Origin of the sequence: Methanobrevibacter sp., from assembly GCF_036307625.1 — an archaeon.
Taxonomy (GTDB): Archaea; Methanobacteriota; Methanobacteria; order Methanobacteriales; family Methanobacteriaceae; genus Methanocatella.
The window spans coordinates 1-19,347 of the sequence record NZ_JAXJXF010000078.1; the positions used below are offsets into that span (position 1 = coordinate 1).

Consider the following 19,347-nt stretch of genomic DNA (forward strand, 5'->3'; position numbering starts at 1 on the left):
ATAATATAAATAATTATATGAACAGGCTAAAAATTGCAAAAAGGATTTCCGACTTTACAAATCCTCCGATACTCTGCATTCCTTTATTTTTGATAATGTCAGTAGTTCTTTCATATGAAAACGGCATATTCAATATGTCCAAATTCATAGTTCTGGAGATGATTTCACTTGTCTTTTCATCAATATTTCCGATTCTCATCATAGTGGGCTGGGCTAAAAAGATTGGAACAGACAAGGACATTTCAAACAGGACCGACCGCTTTGTTCCTCTGATTGTGGGAATAATTTCATATTTCATTGGATTTCTGGTGTCCTACTTCGTGAACCTGAGCAATTTTTTGACAATACTTCTTTTGTGCTATGCGATAAACACAATGGTTGTTATGATTATTACATTCAAATGGAAAATAAGCGTCCATACCACAGGTTTGAGCGGTCCTGTAGGTGCTTTGATTTTGCTTTTGGGACCTTTCGGTGCGGTCTTTGGAATACTCTATCCAATACTTATCTGGTCAAGGGTCCTTTTGAAAAAGCATACCTTAGCACAGGCAATCGCCGGTGCGGTTCAGGGATTCTTTTTAACAATATTCGAGATGTATCTCTTTGTTGAAGTGCTTAAACTGCCTCTGGAAAACATCATAAGCCTTGAACTTGCCACAATGTTCATACTGGCCATCATTGTCACACCGATAATTCTCGGATTTTTAAGCTATGTTCCCCAAAGGAATGGCAAGTTAATCTTTTATGGATTGGAGATTGTATTATGCATATTGTTTTTAGCATTTACTCCGATTGAGGTCTTCATAATATTCGCTTTGGTCAGTCTGACTTCAATACTGGTCAGCTACTTTGCAGGCTATGATTTTGTCTGGTATAGAGTTTTGAAACTTTCATAGTCCTCGGATTTCAGAATGTCTGAAAAGAACTTCCTTTTCACGGGACCCAAATTCTCAAGATAGTCATCATAATATTGACTTGATTTAATTGATTCGTAGTCATTTTTAATCAATGAGTAAAGCTGTTTTCTATATTTTTCTTCAATGCCCATCAAAGCATATCGAGGACCATTTATCTTAAAGGCAAGAAGGTCAAACTTATACATATCATACCAGTCATTTTCTATAAATATGTCCATCAGGATTTGGCCTGCAGGAACAGTGTCAAGGAATTTCAAATCCACAGACTCGGTGATGGATCCCTCATGTTTCCGGCGAACATAGAGATGCCTTTTGATAAGGGACACTCTTTCGGATTTGAGAAATGTATAAAAGAAAAAGGGCATGTCCTCAAAATAGATTCCTTCAGGAAAGCGTGCACTGATTTTGAGTAGGAATTCCCGGTCAAATATCTTTTGGCAGGCACTTACAGATATGTCAAACAGGAAATCCCTGCATTCGTGGGGATTGAATACCCTGTTTTCAAAGGACTCGTCAAAATTATTCAGACTGAACCAGTCATTTTGGGAGTATTCGCCGTTGAAGTATTTGATTATCTGGAATATGCTGATGTCTGTGCTTTTGCTTTTGGCTTCATTGTAAGCAGTTTCCAGAGCATCACTGCAAAACCAGTCATCCGCATCCAAAAACATCACATATTCTCCCGATGCGACTTCAAGTCCACTGTTTCTTGCCTGGCCGGGGCCCTGATTTGGCTGGCTGATAAGGATGATTCTTTCATCATCAAACGAATCTATGACCTCCCTGGTTGAGTCTGTCGAGCCGTCATCAACAATAATCAGTTCAAAATCTTTTAGGGATTGGTCCAGAACTGATTCAATGGCCTTTGCGATGAACCTTTCCCCATTGAAAACCGGTAGAATTACTGAAATCTTTGTCATCATATCCATGAAATGTATCTGAAATTCTCTGAGAAAACCGCATACTGGTGCTTTATGCCCTTGCATGTATAGTCGTAAAACTCAATGTCATTTTCATTAAGAAGTTCCTTTACGCGCTTGAATGTTCTCTTTTCGCCTTTTCTGTTAAAATCATCAATCATGATAATGAACTCTTCTGAGATGTTGTCCGGAATCAGCTGCCATATGTTTGTTCGTGAATAGTCAAGCAAATGCCTTCCGTTGTCATCTTCAAAGAAACCCTGAGGCCCATCAATGACAATCAAATCGAATTTTTCATCACCGACGACATCCAAAACATCCTTGAAGCGAATGGACTTGGTATTGTAATATTCAAACTCTTCCAGTTCCATATGGCTGATGGATATGTTGTCGGTAACGTTTAGATTTTCGCTGAACACGTCAATCCAGACAGGGTCTCCCTCAAGAATTGTTAGCTTAACGTCGTCAAAATGGTTGGCATATTGTGTAGTGAGCTTTGAAGTCTGACCCAGACCCATTTCCAGAATGTTTTTTTGGCTGGGCATCATTCAATATTCTGTATAATGAATACATCAGCGAATAATTGGCAGCACTGTTTATCAGTGAGAAGTCCTTTCTTTTAAGCCATTGGGATTCTCTTATGGTATCGTTGAACACAAAAGCATACCTAAGTTCGCTGTTTATATCCACGCTTTTGTTTAATTTTGACAGCTCCCTCTTTTGGTTTTTGATGATTTCGGAAGTTTTGTTCGCTTTGTTTTTCAGTGTCTTTACTTGTGACTGATAGCTTTTGACCTTCTTTTTCAATGACTCGATTTCCTTGTCTTTTCTATTCATGCTGGCTTTGTAGCTGTCATGGAAATTCTTATAGTATGTAAAACTGTTGCTTCGGCTCAGGAATTTTTCGGAAAATGACTTTTTTGAAGTATTGTCCTTTTCTTCTGAAACCTTGACTTCTTCGGCTTTTTTAGGTTTTTCCTTTTTGACCTGAGGGGTGTGACTTTTAAATTTATGGATTTCTGTAGCCATATATACTGTATTTTCCAGCAGATTTGAAAGGGGATTTTCATGATATTCGTATTTCATGTCAATATCCTTGCAGAATGCGATGTTCATCGGCTGCTTGAATAATTTGATTTCAACATCCCTGTCAAAGTCTTCACGTCCACGGTTATGCCTCAGGTCATACTGTGTTGCATAGTCAGTGACATCCTCCATGTCAAGTGTGCCTCTTTGCTTGATTTTGTTGTACATGATTGTGTAATGGTAACTTATCCTATTGGGGTCCACATTCTTTCGGGCAAGGCTGTTTGGATAGTTAGTCAGGACCTTGGACATTGTTTGCTTGATACTTCGCAATGGAAAATGTGCAATACAGAGGTCATTGTCTTCAATATTGGACACATTATGCTTTTTTAACTTATCCATTTTCAGATAATGATTTCCAATGGTCAGTCTTGCACCGTAATCCTCAACCAATTGTCTTGTGATGATGATTTTGCCCTGTATTTCCAAGGAGGGGTCTCGAAGATATTGGATTCTGGAGGGAACAAAGAGGTCAGTTTCATCATCATGTTCTGTAGGCACGTAACTTACCCGGTTTACGGTGAAATATGTATCCTTTGGAATCTTTTCAACGTATCTTCTTGGATTTCCTTCATCGCATGTTAGGAATTCATCGGCATCCAGAGGACATATGATATCCGCTTGGAATTCATTTATTGCCTTGTCCAGCAAAAAGTTATATTTTATAGCCGGTTCGAAGTACTTGTCCTTGTCCAAAATTACTTTAATGGGCAATCCTTCGTTGATCAATTCATTTAAAATGTAACTTGTGTCATCTGTACTTCCATTATCCAATATGATCATCAGGTCAAAAATGTTTTGATGATATCTGACAAATGACTCAATTATGTCCGCTTCATTTTTAATTGTTGTAATTGAAACAATTTTCATAAATAACAATCCTCCTATTCTATTTTAAGCTCTCTCAGTGAATCCACAATAATTTTAACTCTCTCATCAAATGTATGTTTACTCAAAACCAATTCTCTTCCTTTTTCACCCATAACTCTACGTTTATCCTCATTTTTTAAATAGAATTCAATTTTTTCCTCAAGGTCCTTAGTATCCTCATATCTTACAACATTTCCTCCAAATAGTGATTCAACCGAAGCCAGATTATCGCAAATGATGAAAGCGCCACATGCAAGTGCATCAAACATCCTGACTGATGGGAAATCCAGTTTCTCCATGTTTCCTCCATGCACATTTAAAAATATCTTGCATGAGGAATAATGCCTGTACAGATTGTCACTGTCTATGTGCTGTGCTTTGATATATTTTTCATCGATGAATTTTTCCCAGTTTGAACCGTATACTGCAGGGCTGTTCCCGTTTTTGATTATGTCTTTTATGATTTCTGTAAAATCGGATCTGGAATTTGAGATGAATAGCAAATCATCATAGCATCGGTAATCTTCATATCTATAGAACATGTCCGGATTTGTGCATGGCAATAACGGCAGAACTGTCGTATCTATTTTGTCATTTATCCTTTTTGAATGGGACTGTGATGCAATAAATACTATGTCAAACTTCTCAAGTTCCTCATCGCAAACTTTGGTTGGATGGGTTATATTCCACATTACGTTAATTTCATCCAAATCGGGTTCATATTCATACGCTCCCCTTAAAACGATTGAAATGTCTGTTTCCACATCACAGTACCAGTTTTCCCGTTCATGAAGCAGCACGTTAAAGCCGATTTTTTCCAATGCATCCTTCAGGTTTAAGGCAAACAAATATTCTTCCTCATTATGCTGCTCTGTAGAAATCGGAGTCTTGATGGCAATGACCAAATCGTCGAACTGACCCTTTTTGAGTTTATTTAGAATTGGAGGTTTTGTTATCTTTCCCTTTTCTTTTTGATACTTATTTTTCTTATCTATAAAAAGTTTTTTTTCCTTTTTATTTGAATCTAAATTTTTTTGGAGATTTAAACTTTTTTTATAGAACTTTAAGGCATTCGTTCTTTCCTTTTTATATGCTTTGAAAAGGGTTTCATAATTCTTGTCGTCAGATTTCTTTAAAGTTTCATTGTTCGAAGACATTATTCCAAATCCGTTAAAGTATATCTATTAATCTTTTTTCTTTTTGTAAATATTTAAATATATATGAACATCATAAAAAGAAGGTTTAGGACGGCCAACTCACTGACAGAAATTTGCTCATTAAAGTGTATCTCTTGGAATCATCCATTAATATACATATCAATGTCATTAGAAAAAAAAGAAAAAAAATAAGATGAAGATTATCTTATTCTGTTGTAAACAAATGCTCCAATTGTAATGATTACGAATGCAGTTATTATAATTGCTGCACTTTCTATAACATAAATCAAGAAACTACCAAGTGCTGCCAATAATGCTAAAAGCGCTTCAATTAAGGCTAAAAGTTGATAGAGTAATTCTAAAAGGAACATTATTAAGTTGTACAGCCATTGTAAAAGTGCCATTATGAATGCGATAATTGCATTGATGAGCTGTATAATGAAATTTATTATCGCCTGAATCAGGTCTAAAATCTGTTGGATGAGATTCATTAGAATAGCTAATAATTTAAAAAGCCCATCAAGCTCATTCCATAACGATTCAAGCATCTTTAAAAGTATATCAAAGGCATCCATAAAAGACTGAAGGTCCATCAAAAAGTTTTCAAACAGATCTCCCAGCATTTCCAAAGTACCTGCAAGCATTAGAAAGGCATTCATTAATGTGCCGATAATAGGTTTCCACGCATCAAAGAGTGCATTGGCAAGGGAAGCCAAATAATCAAATAATCCTTTCAGGAGTGTAGCATTTGTTTGATTGTCGAATAGCTGAGTTAAATTTGTGATGTTGGTTGTATTGGTAATGTTTGTTGCATTTGTTACATTGGTTAGATTATTGGTTTGATTTATGTCTTGCTGATTAATGTTTCTAAATGATACTTGATATGCAAAATAATCTGATACATTACCTGATACTGATTGTAAAACTTCAAAATCAAAAACAGCTTCAGTATCGTCGTCTATTTTAACAACATTCTGGTTGCCTGATGCTGCAGACGAGTCATTGGTATTATCTTTAGAATTTTTGTCGTATTTATCGAATATTTTTTGTTTTAGTGCATTTGAATCGCCCACCTGTGAAGCAGATGCACGTTTGAATTCATCTCCTGATTTTGCAGAAGGTTTTGAATGGTCAATCTTAATTCCTCTATACCCGTCGCTAAAGGGAATGTCATTTCCACTTCCCAGAGCTAAAATATAGTTCTTTTTGGATTTATCATTCGTTTTATTTGTTTTCTTGTTCTTGTCTGTTTTTTTATCGACTTTATCTTTATCGACAGATTTGTCATGATTTGTATTGTTGTTATCATGAATTGCACTGTCCGCTACGACAATACTTAACAAACAAAAGGAAATTAATATAATAAGAATTAATGAAAATATTTTTTTGTTCATATTATGCTCCTTATCAATATATTTATATTATTCACATATATTAATATTATGCAAATATAAGATAGGAAAAACCCCTATGCATTATTAATCCGAACAGAATATACTTTAAATTTTAAATACTATTATCTAAAAATATATATCTATCAAGCAGTTAAGTTATGTGATAAATATGAATTTACGTGAAATTATAATGGACGCTATTAAATATCCTATTAGCGATACTCGAAAATTTTTAATATTCTGTGTTTTAGTTATTCTGATGAGTTTGTCAACTATTCTTCCGTCATATGGTCTTAAGGATGCCACTGCATCCATCATTTTAAGCCTTGTTTCTTTAATCGTTGCAATTGTAGTTATAGGATACTCAGTTGAGGTCATTAAAGGTGGAACTGAAGGTGATGATACACTTCCTGATTTTGATTATGTAAAACAATTTGTCATAGGTATTAAAGCATTGATTTTAGATATAATTTATTTCATCATACCTGCAATCATTGTCATAATTGTCGCTTCTGCAACCGGACTGTTTTCCTCACTCACTAAAATCGTATATATCAGCATCGATGCAATATCTAAGGATGCAAACAATATGACCACAATAATGGCTGCGATTCCAAAATCAACAATGAACACATTCACCAATGCGTTAACTGTTACTATAGTTGTTGCAATTATCCTATTTATCATATTTTCATTGATGTCATTTACAGGACTGGTAAGATTTGCAAAAACCGGAAGCGGAACCGAAGGTCTGAGATTCAGACAAATAATAAGGGACATGAGAAACATAGGCTTTGTAAAGATTATAGTCACCTTGATTGTAATTTATATAATAGCATTTCTTTTGTCACTTGTCATCGGACTGATAGGATTGATTCCATATGTTGGTGTTTTCATAGGCATTTTTGTCGGAGTGCCTTTTATACTGTTGTTTTTATACAGAGCTATCGGTTTATTGTATGCTGATGCATAACATTAAACCATTTTTTTAAATTTTTCTTTTTTTAAAATCGTTTTGATCTCTTTTTTTAAAATATTATAATGTTTCAATGGATACTTTTGTCCTTTTTTCATTGAGTTTAATTAATTTTTTGTGAAAAGATATTGCTAGTGGACAATCTCTTTTACAATATTTCCTCACTGCATCACCAATCAGAATGATGAATGTGGATTATGCAAGCAGGGTCCCTGAGGAGTTACTGTCTGCTAACAAAAATAGTAAAATCCTAAAAAAAATAATAAAATAAAAAAGTGTATGGACTAGAAGGTTTGAGTACCGCTAGTCGGTGTCAGAGATACACTTTTTGTGTCTAAAAGATTTGAGTTGCTATCATATAGATTGATGGTAGCATGGTCTGGATAATATTTATATGCATCTGCACTTTGAACCTCAAGATATCCATTAGAGTGAACAGTAACAGGCACCATATTACCATTGTTTAAAGTAGATCCGTCTCTACTGTACCAAATCTGCAAGATTGCGCTTTTGCCGGCATGTTCCGTACCTACAAAAATATTTGCATAGGTCAAGTCGCTCAACTCACTGCCTGTTGAGAAGCTTCCGCTTATAATCTTCATAGAATTGGAGTTGGCAGAATTGGAGCCGCTTGACTGTGAAGAACTTTGCTGTGATGGTGAATCGGCCTGAGATGCTGAATTGGATGCACCGCTATGTGAGTTACTATCCTGTGAATGAGAGCCGTTGCCGAATCCCTGAAGATATATAAATGCACCCGCTAAAACTACAGCCACTACAATCAATGCGACAATAAGGATTTTGGTATTGTCAGATTTCTTTTCACCATTCCCGGAATTGATCAATGTTTCATGATTTACATCACTTTTTTCAAGCGCAGTACCGCATTTCTTGCAAAATTTAGCACTTTCATTATTTTCAGCTTTACAGTTAGGACATTTCATTTAAAAATACACCCTCACTACATTGATATTAATATTTTATTCACTGTATTAAATAAAGTTAATCTTATTTTGTTTTATTTGAAAAAATATATTGCATGACTACATATGATGAATCCGAATTTTGAATCTATTATATTCATGTGATATAATGAAAAATAGAATTAAATAAAATGTATGTTGTACTAATAAAATCAATTAAAATAAGTGTAAATTTAATTATATGTTATGGAAAAACTAGTGGAAATATATTAAAATATATCTTTATTATAAAATTTTCCTAAAAACGATTCCTCGTCCCATTGTCGGAGGAAAAAGATTTTTGGGAGAACCTTCTGTCATATTGCTGGTAAAAGCCATTTGTGGGATGGAAAGATGAAAGAAAAGTAAGTAAAAATATTTTATGTCGTAACCATAGCTTAACATTAGTTCAATTACTGTAATCTCTTCTTTCATTGTTTGTTCATGGTTGGATTAATGCATCTTGAGATATGCCGTATTTTTGTGCAATTTTGTTGACTGTACCGTCCTTGAACATTTCGTCCAGGGTAGTCTGTACTTTATCCCTTAATGCAGTATTTTCCTTTTTGAATCCTATACCATATTTTTCAGTAGTCATCGATTCATTCAAAATTTTGAAGTCATCTCCTGAATCGTTGTTGTTTTTAAGGTCATATTCTGCAACACCGATATCCATCGATATGGCGTCACATGTGCCGGACTGCAAGTCCATGAATGCAATGTTATAGTCAGCCACTTCGGTTAATGCTTTGAAAGTGTCTTTGATAGTTTTGTTGTCTTTCTTAAGAGCCGTTAGGGCTGAAGAATCTTTTTGTGTTTCAACAGTTTTTCCAGCTAAATCACCAATGCTGTTAATGTTTGAATTGGATTTTACAACAAATATCTGTTTGTTGTCAAAATATGGTTTGGACCATGTATAGTCGTTTTCTCTTCCATCCATAGTGAATCCGTTCCAGATACAGTCAATATATCCTGAATCTAATTCGGCATCTTTTGCATCCCAGTCAATCGGTTGGGCTTTGAATGTCCAGTTGTTTCTTTTACAAACTTCTTTTGCCAGATCTAAATCGAAACCAGTATAGTTTCCATCAGTGTCCATATATCCGTAGGGAGGGAATTCTGCATCAAAACCAACGATGAAGGTATTTTCATCATTTATGAATTGATTATCAGTGTTTCCCCCTCCTAAAAAATCAAAAAATCCTGCGCTTACACTTCCTATCATCATTACAGATACTAGGAGTAAGGCCAAAATAAAACATATCTTTTTATTCATTTAAAACACCAAATAGTCAAACTGTATGTAGAAGTTTTCTACAAGATATATTTTATTTTTTTCAATATTTATGTATTTTTGTTAGTTAAAAATAGCTACAAAATAAATTTACCTCATTTTTTTCATAATATCCCGTAATGGTGAAGTAATTTTCCAAGAATTTGAGTTTTCCATTAATTTTAACTTGCTTTTCATTGTCGAATTATTTTTTTCAAGTTTTTTATTCTGGTTTTTCAGACTTTTTATCTCTTTTTTCAGATTTTTTATCTCTTTTTCTTTACCTTTAGCCAATTTTTTATAATGGTTTAAATCATGAATAATTTGTTTTCCAGTTACAATCTTTTTATGAGGAAGAGCAAATATGCCTACATATTTTCTAAAATGCTTTTCCCATTTTTTAAATGTTGGGATCCATTTTTTATTTAATTTTAAATTATCGAAAATTTCTTCAATTGTTATAAGCTTTTTAAAGGCATTATTATAAGAAAATTCAAAATGAAGTGCTCTCCAAAATATATATTCAACAGGAATTGGAAAATCAAAACACCACTCATAGTCAATAGCTAAAATTTCATCATTTACATAAAACAGATTATTTAAAATAACATCTAAATTAGAGACTTCATGGCAATGTAGAGGCTCATCTATTTCTTCTGTTCCAAATATCTCTGAAAATTCAGATGTATGATAATTGTCAGTTTCAGAAGAATTAAATGCAATAGCATCATAAATGCTTTTTAATTCATCAAAAGCTTGTTTTTTGGTTTTGTCTTTAAGTAATAAATTTGTTATGATGGTAGATAAATTTAATTCATCAAGATATGAATAAATTAAATTTTTATTTTCCAAAACACTATCCAAACATTTTATTTTACCAAAATTATTTTTTGAGTAATATTGCATCTTTTCAACATGTTTTTCAGAGGTGGAATTCAAAGGAAATTTGGATACAAAAAGATCATCATCCTTTTCATAGATTTGTGTTCCGATTCTGAATCTCTTTTCTCTGCGGGCACTTAATTTAGAATATTTGATTTTATCTGTTTTTGGTATGGCTTCGCTATTTCTAAGTTCGACTAAAAATGAATTAGCGAAATATTTGGATATATTCTCTTTTGATAGTGTTAAATTCAAGTTTCCATCATCAAATAGTTTAATTTTTTGATAATCAAAATTTGGGGCATTTGTCAAGACAGGCATTTCTTCAATCAAATCATCAGTGTGAATGACTGTCGGGATTTTATAATCAGGATACGGATAAAAGAATTTATAATTATTAAAACCTGATTCTTTAATAACTTCCTCTAATTCAAATCGAGAAAAGGTTTTGACTTTATTACTGTTTGGATAATTGTCAATTCCTACAAAACTTTTTGCTAAATGGTCTTCTTTTGATCCTGAAAAATATTTTAATCCAATTCTATTTTCAATAGCAACTAAAATAACTCCATCTTCTTTCAACATAGTCTTTATTTTTTTTAAAAAATCAACATGGGGATTATCTGTTGGTGTAAATTGTGTAGCATATTCAAGAACGCCGCATAAAATGATATAATCAAATTTTTCATCGAATTCCATATTATTGAGGTTTCCAGGGTAAATTTCAAGATTTGAATAATTTTATGCCGGTTATATATTATTTGTGATCTTCTATCGGTTAGTTCAACGGCTGTAACTTTTGAAACCTTATTGCAGAACAGTCCTGTCAATGCTCCACAACAGGCCCCAATCTCTAAAAGATTGGCATCTTCATTAAAAGGATACCAATTTAGTAGATTTTCCCTTAAATGAGATAAATGATAAAATACGGGCCAACGTGAATCATTAATTAAAATTGATTCTAAATCGTCAGTATTTTTTACCATATCCAGTATTTCATTCTCAATTGAAGAACCATCACTATACTCAGTTTCATTATTATAAAATTTTTTTATTGATAGTTGCCATCTAAAAACCACACAATATACAGAATTATTATTTACTATTTTAATTTTTGTTCTTAATATAATTTCCTTCAAGAAATATCGGATAATTGGATATAAAAAAATAATTAAAAGATATAATCCGGATTGTAAAAATCTAACTGAAAAAATTGAATATATCCTCAATTCAGAAGGAATAGCTTGAAGATAATTAAAAAATAATTTTTAAAAGCTAAAAATATAGCTTTTAATAGGTTTACAATCCGTCATTGATTTCAAGTTCATTGACAGATTTGCAAGGAGATAGGAATAGGGTTCCCTTATATTCTGCATGAACTGTATAATTACCATTTTCAAAAGCAGACAGCTTAATGGTTGCCTGTCCTTTTGCATCAGTTGTTGCATTGTAATTTTTTGCAGATCCTGATTCACTTAAAATCTTAACGTTGATTTCCTTATTTGGGTATACATTTTTGTAATTATCCCTAAGAACCAATGTTAACGCATCCCCATTTTTCAGGGTATGGTTGCTGGTAATAGTGATTTTGGACTCTGAGGTATTTGCAGAGATGAATACAAAAACGCCAATGACTATGACCAGAATGAAAATAATCACGATTGCTACTTTTTTTCTATCCATTTTAATCAATATCTATTTGTTGGGTACCAATAACACGTCGATTTCAGAAGTCTTTAAAACTTGTTCAGTTACACTGCCCAGAATAAATCTGTGAAGTCCGCTTTTTCCGGTAGCAGAAATAATGATTAAATCCGCATTTTCCTCTTCTGCAACTCTGATGATGGTTTCAGCAGCAAAACCTTCTTCAACTCTACCTGTCACATTCAAAGAATCGTCAAACAGAGACAGCATGTGTTCAACGTTTTTTTCGGCCTCCTCATACAACTCCTTATTGATTTTTCTCACATTAGACCTGAATTGAAAAGCGGTTGAGGTCAATTTACCTGCAACAGATAAGACAATTATTTCGCCTCCCTCAGCAAGAAGTCTTGTTGCCCTTTCAGCCTCATCATCAGCATATTTTGACCCGTCGGTCGGAAGTAAAATCTTTTTATACATCGTTACACCTTTAATTTTGTTGTTAATTTTCTAATTTGTCTACAAGAATTTGAGCATTCTCCCAATCGGTATGGTCATCAATCTCAGTCCATTCCAATCCGTTTGTCAGTACAAAGTCAATTGTCTTAATCCTGCTTAAGTATTCATAAGCAAAATCATAATAGTTTTGTGGGTCTTCATCAATAAGACCTGACAGTATATCATTGAATTCAGCAATGTCATCTTTTATTACCTTGGAGACTCCAATGAATTCTCCGCTTGATGACGGAATGTCCAAAGCCTTACCGATGGAATTGATGACACCATTTGAAATTGACCTGTCATCATTGAATTTTTCATCGTCAATTATTAATTTGAATGACTCCTCATTTAACTGTTTATAATTGTCAATAATCATTCCGGTATGACTGCAGGCAACGATACGGGATATGATTTCGGGGTCAACGACATTGTCCCCATTTACCAAAACGAAGTCTTCCAGGTTTTCTTCAATGGATTTGCTTGCAATGAATGTGGAAACGGAAGTGTTTGTCACCTCATACTTTTTGTTTTCCATTGGGGTTATTTCAATATCATACTTTTCGGCAATCTTTGGGCACAGGTCAATCACCTTATCCTTATTGTATCCCACAATAACTATAAATTTGGATATGCCTGCATCCACACAGTTTTTAATCATTCTCTCAAGAAGAGTAGTTTCATTAATTTCAAGCAAGGCCTTTGGAATTTCCTTGGTCAACGGCATCAGTCTTGTGCCCATTCCAGCAGCCAGTATTACACCAATCATAATTATCACCTATTCAATATTTTCCCATAAAATGTTAAAAGCCAATTTAGGAGGCATTCTCTTTACTATAACGTCATATACAAAGTTAACGATTACACTGTCAATGTCATTTTTCTCACATATGTCCTTCATGGCCATTATGGAATTCTTTCCTTCAAATACGATTCCGCTAGCCTTTTCATCTACAATCAATCTCTGGCCATAAAGCATTCCAAGTGTATGGTTTCTGCTTTCAAAGGATGTTGAGGTCAATACAAGGTCTCCGAAACCACAGTACTCTACTGCAGTGGATCCTTTTCCGCCAACGCTTTGGATAATATTGACTGTATCATTGAATCCTTTTGTCAAAACACCATATCTTGCATTTTCATTGACGTTCATTCCTTCACAGATACCGTTTGCTATTGCATTGATGTTCTTGATGACGCCGCATATCTCAAGACCTACAACATCATCGATTATCTTGACCTTAAACTGTTTGGTGGTTAATACCTTCTTTACCTCTTCGGCATTTTTCCTGCTTTTTGAAGCGATGTTGGAGACTGTCGGTTGATTTAGAACAATTTCAGATGCGAAATTAGGACCTGAAAGAGCAACATAATCTCCATTATAGTATTCCTCAACAAGCTTTCCCATTGATTTCAGGGAAGGATATTCAATGCCCTTTGCTGTTGTGACAAGAATTGTGTCCTGTGAAATAATTTCCCTGATGTCCTGCAAAACCCGCCTGAAAGCGGATGAGGGTATTGAGAGGAATATGATTCCACAGTCTTTCAAATCATTGTAATCTGTTGTTGCCCAGATATTATCCATCAGTTTGGTATTCGGATAATATTCGCTATTAAATCCTGTATCGTTAATTGAATCTGCAAGGCTTTGTCTTCTCAGCTGAAGAATAACTTCGCCTGCATTCTGAGCAACTGTTTGAGCAATGGCAGTTCCTAAACTTCCAGCTCCAATAATACCTACCTTATCCATATTTACACCTAATTAGTTTTTAATGCAATGTTTGTGGATTTTTCATAAATCTTAACATTGATGTCTTTATATTTATGTGAAATTTCCTTGAAATTTTTCATATGCTTCTTATTTAATTTTATTCTCTTTTCCAGTTTGATGTAATCGTTGAAAATTACCATGTTAATGTCATAAACTGCATTTTTGTCCAAAAAGAATTTCCACGCCATGCCAAATGCAGTTTTTTCATCGTTACCCATAAGAAGGAACCTTTCGGAAGTTCCTTCCTTTTCAAGATAAATCTTAACATTCTTCTTTATTTTCAAGCTGTTTTCAGCCTTGAGTTTCAAGCACTCATCACTGCATTCGAATTCAAATGCATCATCGAACATCTGTGTAATGATTTCCAAGTGATCGCTTATTGAAAATGTGATGAGTACATCCTCATTGTCCCTAATCAGATTGTCAATGTTGGATTTGGATATTCTGAATTCATTGGGTATCTGATTTTTATTGATAGACTTGAAGTAAATGTCATATATCTCAAAAATGTTCAAATTATCAAGAGGAACTTCAACACAGTAACTGTTGTTGGCTCCATCCATCTTTTCAACTTCATAATATAGGCAATTGTTAGCATAAGCTTCACTTTTGGTTGTCAGATCCTTGAATACCACATATCCTGTCTCCATTTCAAAATTTTCAGGAATAGTGATATTATTGAAAATTATAGAATCTCTGTTTAAGGAAATATCCATATTGACGAACTGCCTTTCGAGGAATTTGATTTCGAAAAACTCATCAGGTATATTGAATTCAGGATTTCTGAACTGAGGCAAATTCCAATAGCTCTTGCCATTTTCGTCAAGTATATCTTTATTTGCTTCAAGATTGAGGTTTAAAAATTCCTTTAACTTTTCTTTTTGATTGTTTAAAATCATATAGAGAATTATGTTATATTCATTAGTCAAATCATTGTCATATATATCTTCAATTGACTTGATTTGCCTATTCATGAAATCATAAACGTCACTGAAGAAATATTCTTCAAATTCCTTATCCTCCAGCATTCCACCTATAGGGATGATGATTCTTCTTATTAAAAATTTGAAATAGTCACTATAATGACTGACCAGTTCATCAAGCTCCAGCTTATATGAATCTATCCTGTTTATATAATTTTCAAGCTCTTTTCTTTTCATGCTTAATGAATTAAGCCTTACTCTCCACATATAAACACAATCCGGAATTATTGAAATCCTATTTGCATGAATATAAGCCTTATGGGAGAAGCTTCTGTCTGCATATATCATGCCGAAAGGCAATTTGATGTCTTTTTCTATAAGCAAGTCCCTTCTTATTATTTTGTTCCAGTAGAATGAGTCATGGAAAACTTCCGGAAACTCACTGACATCGTCAATTGTGCGTTCTTCTGCCCATACGTAATTTTCATGGAAGTCCATTTCATCCTGACTTGCACGTCTGAGGAAATTTGCCTTGCCTATGCAGATATCTGAATCAGTTTGTTTGGCCTTGGTGTAGAGTTTCTCATAGGCATCGCATGGGATTATGTCATCGTTGTCTACAAGAATTATATACTCTCCCTTTGCAAGCTTTATTCCCATGTTTGCGCTTGAAGCCAGACCTTCATTCATTTCCTTATTGATTACTTTAACATTGTCATAATCACGTTCAAATTCCTTACATATGCTTAAACTGTCATCGGTACTTGCATCATTAATCAGCAATATTTCCAATCCCTCCAAAGTCTGCTCAACAAGTGATTCCAAACAGGCATTCAGATATGGCTGACCATTATAGACCAAAACGATTGCAGTGACTTTGTATTCATAATCAGAAGAGTTCATTTCATTGCCTCACTGAAAATTGTGTTAATTACATCATCGGATGCTGTTCCATGGCCCAAACTGCAGAACTTGTTGTAGAATTCCTCATATTTGTCATGATACTCTTCACTAACCGTTTCTATATTCTTGATAGCTTCAATCAGCTCATCATTTGTGAAAAGTTCCGGACCCGGCAGACATTCCTTGACTTCGGAATATAATCCTCTGAATTTGGAATACTCTTCAAAGTCTGGGACAAAGAATAGGATAGGCTTTTTGCTGTGTCCATAATCAAAGAACGCTGAAGAGTAATCCGTAATCAATATGTCTGATATGAGATATAAATCCGCAATGTCATCATAATCTGACAGGTCAATTATGAATTCCTTGAGTTCATCTGTAAGTTTGAGATTCTTTGAAATGATGTAATGCAGCCTTATTATCAAAATGCAGTCATCGGACAGACTGTCGTATAATTTCTTTAAATCAAGCAATAGACTGAAATTACGATTGTCGTCATCATCTACATCATAATCCCTGAATGTGGGAGTATATAGAATTATCTTCTTGTCTTTAGGAATATTCAACTCATCCAATAGTTTTGCTTTCTTGTCTGAACAGTCTCTATAGAATATGTCATTTGCAGGATATCCTCTGTTTATGACCTCCCCTTCATATTCATATGCCCTTGTAAACACATCACGTGAAAAATCATTTGGAGTTATGAGATAGTTCCATGTTTTTGCTTCTATGGGAGCCCTTCCCCTGTTGACATTTTTATTTTGAGACTCGATATCTGATCCCATTTGCTTGTAGGGAGTTCCGTGAGTGGTTTGAACATATATGATATCGTCACTACGCTTTAAAATAGGAATGCTTATATTTGAAATCCAATATTCTGACTTTCTTAAGAAATCGTTGAACTGAATTGAAGTCCTTTGTGTTATCAGAGGGTTTCCAGGAATTGTCAGTTCACCTTCATAACTCCAGACAAAGTCATAATACTTGTCCAAATCCAATTCCAGCATTCTTTCATATATGTACTTTGGCTGACCGGAATAGGATTTGCCAAGAAAACTTTCGAAAAAGACAATGGGTTTTTTGCTTTTTTCATGATAAAATTCGATTTGTCTTTTTTCATCTCTATAAAGTTTTTGGATACTGTTTTTTGGAATTACGGAAAATATAAGGTAGAAATTCTGATTGAAGTAGAAGTAGAGTACATAATCTTCATAATCCTCAACGATATGTTCATTTTCAATATAATCAATATATTTGTCCTTGATTGATTTTATCTTGGATGACTTGATGAATGATCTTCCAAGAATCATGTCGTTTTCCTTCAATCTGATATTTACTCTAAATGTTTTGTTGAATCTATTTTCATCTTCAATGTCAAGCTTGATACTTGACTTGAATTTGATTATACCATCCTCCATTTTGTATTCACATGGGAAGTAATGACGGACTGAATCCCCTAAATTGATTAGAATTTCAACGGCATCAAAATTCAGGTCTTCAAGCAGCTCTATTTCACCTGTCAGTTCAATGGAATTGTTGTTCTTTTTAATATCGGTTGTTCTTGCGATGAAATTTCTCTCTTTATAATTGAATGAGAGATTATGATTGAAATTCCTGTAAGGGTCAAAAATCCTTTGGTTTGTTTTGTCAAGGAGTATGGAATTGTTATTCTGTAAATTAAAATTTGTTCTAAACAGGAAATGCTTATTTTGTATGTTCATCTGGAGATAAATTTCAAAAACGCCCAGTTCATCAAATTCCAACAGGTCATCTTTGGTAACTTCTACTTTTGATGATTTGATTTCTTTTAAAATCCTTTTACCTGTTTTTCTGTGTTTAATCATCAAATTCTTTTTGACGAATGGAATGCCCTGTTTGAGATGAAATACCAGTTTATCTCCCTTAGGATTAATAATGAAATAATGATTGAGAATTTTATTTTTTATACTTTCTATAATAAGCTCTTTCATAAGTTACCACCACAAATTATTTCGCTCCAATTACCTGATTTATAGGAGAGACCCGATTCAGCAGCGCCATTACCAGCCATGAAATTCCCAGTCCTCCAGCAAACAGTATCAGCAGCAGCAATTTATATGGGATATGGCCTGCATAATATTTATAAAGCAATACAAGAATTACTCTGTGAAGCAGATAGATTCCGTAACTGTATTTTGCAATGGAAAATACGGATTTTCGGAATACTCCATCCGGATTGCTTAAGAAACCCATATTCACATTGTCCAAACATTTAAATAATACGAATATTCCTGTTACTTCAATAGCATATAATATTGAATATCTTTCCAAGAATGCCATTTTGCTCGGAGTAGATGATAGATATGAGGAAAGGATTAATGATGCGGCACCAATTAACAGTAATGCTAAACCGGCATATGGATTATTGAATATTTTCCGTTTAGTGTGCCTTAGATAATATCCTAAAACAACCATACCAATCGGACCTGTGAAGTAAGTTAATTTGATTGGGAATGGAATCTTTAGTGTATAATCAAAAATACATGTAACGGCCCATATTGCCAGGAAATACTCCACTTCCTTTAGGTCGCAGTGCAATAGCCATTTATTGAATATAGGCATAATCAGGTATGTACCTAAAATCATCCAGAAGAACCAATATTGTGTAAATCCTGGATTTTTTGACATGTAAGATTGATAAAGGAACTGTAAAAAGCTCATTATATTGAATGTGTTAAGTGTGTGCCAGAAACTAGGGAATAGCATTGAAAGAATAACTACAAAAAGACTTAAGACAAATCCCCAGAATAAAAAAGGACCTGCAATCCTAGGCAATCGCTTACCTAAAAACGATTTGATATCCCATACGCGCCCTAATGATAAAGCACCAGACAGCATTAAAAATATGTCAACACCACATCTGGAACATGCGGCTAAAACATCAGTAATCCACCAGTTTAATGATGGATGAGGGGAAAATTCTTTAACAACGAGACCATTAGCGGTCATATATACATGAAACAAAATAACCGATATGATTGCTAATGCTCTTAACGCATCAAAATAAAAAATACGCTTTTTCTTCTTTTTCACAACATTTCCATTTAAGTTCATAACTATCCCTTATGTTATTAATTTTATTATTTTAAAACATATAAAGTTATCATTTTTAATTTAAATTATTCTAATTAAATCTTG

18 protein-coding genes are annotated in these 19,347 nt (G+C 33.9%); 2 read left to right on the forward strand and 16 right to left on the reverse strand.

Annotated elements, in window-relative coordinates; genetic code table 11:
- Positions 1–896 (forward strand): hypothetical protein (locus UIB65_RS04965; protein ID WP_330040005.1); only part of this gene is annotated, 896 nt, incomplete at its 5' end.
- Here the strand turns inward: UIB65_RS04965 and UIB65_RS04970 are convergent.
- The 5 genes from UIB65_RS04970 to UIB65_RS04990 all read right to left on the reverse strand — a co-directional run bounded on the left by UIB65_RS04970 (position 857) and on the right by UIB65_RS04990 (position 6,344).
- Positions 857–1,846 carry a glycosyltransferase family 2 protein gene (locus UIB65_RS04970; RefSeq protein ID WP_296892844.1) on the reverse strand — a complete coding sequence of 330 codons (990 nt, stop codon included), beginning with the start codon at positions 1,844–1,846 and terminating at the stop codon, positions 857–859. The two genes, UIB65_RS04965 and UIB65_RS04970, sit on opposite strands and share 40 nt — an antisense overlap.
- Positions 1,837–2,355: a hypothetical protein gene (locus UIB65_RS04975; protein WP_330040006.1), complete on the reverse strand. Its 519-nt coding sequence runs from the start codon at positions 2,353–2,355 to the stop codon at positions 1,837–1,839. Before UIB65_RS04975 ends, UIB65_RS04970 begins: the two co-directional genes overlap by 10 nt.
- A complete protein-coding gene (locus tag UIB65_RS04980; protein WP_330040007.1) occupies positions 2,303–3,793 on the reverse strand; it encodes a glycosyltransferase family 2 protein in 1,491 nt (496 codons plus the stop codon). Before UIB65_RS04980 ends, UIB65_RS04975 begins: the two co-directional genes overlap by 53 nt.
- Positions 3,794–3,807: 14 nt before the next feature.
- Entirely contained in the window at positions 3,808–4,950 is a 1,143-nt protein-coding gene (locus UIB65_RS04985; RefSeq protein WP_296892846.1) for a glycosyltransferase, read from the reverse strand.
- A 200-nt stretch (positions 4,951–5,150) separates the two neighbouring features.
- A complete protein-coding gene (locus UIB65_RS04990; protein WP_296803445.1) occupies positions 5,151–6,344 on the reverse strand; it encodes a hypothetical protein in 1,194 nt (397 codons plus the stop codon).
- A gap of 169 nt (positions 6,345–6,513) precedes the next feature.
- Between UIB65_RS04990 and UIB65_RS04995 the strand changes: the two genes are divergently transcribed.
- Positions 6,514–7,317 carry a DUF4013 domain-containing protein gene (locus UIB65_RS04995; RefSeq protein WP_296803446.1) on the forward strand — a complete coding sequence of 268 codons (804 nt, stop codon included), beginning with the start codon at positions 6,514–6,516 and terminating at the stop codon, positions 7,315–7,317.
- A 287-nt stretch (positions 7,318–7,604) separates the two neighbouring features.
- Here the strand turns inward: UIB65_RS04995 and UIB65_RS05000 are convergent, their stop codons facing one another.
- The 11 genes from UIB65_RS05000 to UIB65_RS05050 all read right to left on the reverse strand — a co-directional run bounded on the left by UIB65_RS05000 (position 7,605) and on the right by UIB65_RS05050 (position 19,263).
- Entirely contained in the window at positions 7,605–8,264 is a 660-nt protein-coding gene (locus tag UIB65_RS05000; RefSeq protein WP_296803447.1) for a zinc ribbon domain-containing protein, read from the reverse strand.
- 460 nt (positions 8,265–8,724) lie between these two features.
- Positions 8,725–9,558 carry an amino acid ABC transporter substrate-binding protein gene (locus UIB65_RS05005; RefSeq protein ID WP_296803448.1) on the reverse strand — a complete coding sequence of 278 codons (834 nt, stop codon included), beginning with the start codon at positions 9,556–9,558 and terminating at the stop codon, positions 8,725–8,727.
- A gap of 108 nt (positions 9,559–9,666) precedes the next feature.
- Complete coding sequence (locus tag UIB65_RS05010) at positions 9,667–10,770, reverse strand: hypothetical protein (RefSeq protein WP_296803449.1); 1,104 nt, start codon at positions 10,768–10,770, stop codon at positions 9,667–9,669.
- Positions 10,771–11,036: 266 nt separating this feature from the next.
- Complete coding sequence (locus UIB65_RS05015) at positions 11,037–11,576, reverse strand: hypothetical protein (RefSeq protein ID WP_330040008.1); 540 nt, start codon at positions 11,574–11,576, stop codon at positions 11,037–11,039.
- Positions 11,577–11,736: 160 nt separating this feature from the next.
- Entirely contained in the window at positions 11,737–12,120 is a 384-nt protein-coding gene (locus UIB65_RS05020; RefSeq protein ID WP_296803451.1) for a hypothetical protein, read from the reverse strand.
- Between the two features lie 12 nt (positions 12,121–12,132).
- Entirely contained in the window at positions 12,133–12,558 is a 426-nt protein-coding gene (locus UIB65_RS05025) for a universal stress protein (RefSeq protein ID WP_330040009.1), read from the reverse strand.
- A 22-nt stretch (positions 12,559–12,580) separates the two neighbouring features.
- A complete protein-coding gene (locus UIB65_RS05030; RefSeq protein WP_330040010.1) occupies positions 12,581–13,345 on the reverse strand; it encodes a phosphocholine cytidylyltransferase family protein in 765 nt (254 codons plus the stop codon).
- Positions 13,346–13,354: 9 nt separating this feature from the next.
- The gene (locus UIB65_RS05035; protein ID WP_330040011.1) at positions 13,355–14,323 is read right to left on the reverse strand and encodes an NAD(P)H-dependent glycerol-3-phosphate dehydrogenase; all 969 of its coding nucleotides are present in this window, start codon (positions 14,321–14,323) and stop codon (positions 13,355–13,357) included.
- A gap of 8 nt (positions 14,324–14,331) precedes the next feature.
- Positions 14,332–16,170, reverse strand: coding sequence for a glycosyltransferase family 2 protein (locus UIB65_RS05040; protein ID WP_330040012.1), 1,839 nt, complete (start codon positions 16,168–16,170; stop codon positions 14,332–14,334).
- On the reverse strand, positions 16,167–18,140 hold the full coding sequence (locus tag UIB65_RS05045; protein WP_330040013.1) for a CDP-glycerol glycerophosphotransferase family protein: 1,974 nt from the start codon (positions 18,138–18,140) through the stop codon (positions 16,167–16,169). The genes UIB65_RS05040 and UIB65_RS05045 overlap by 4 nt, the downstream gene beginning before the upstream one ends.
- Before the next feature lie 16 nt (positions 18,141–18,156).
- A complete protein-coding gene (locus UIB65_RS05050; protein ID WP_330040014.1) occupies positions 18,157–19,263 on the reverse strand; it encodes an acyltransferase family protein in 1,107 nt (368 codons plus the stop codon).
- Positions 19,264–19,347 lie beyond the last annotated feature (84 nt).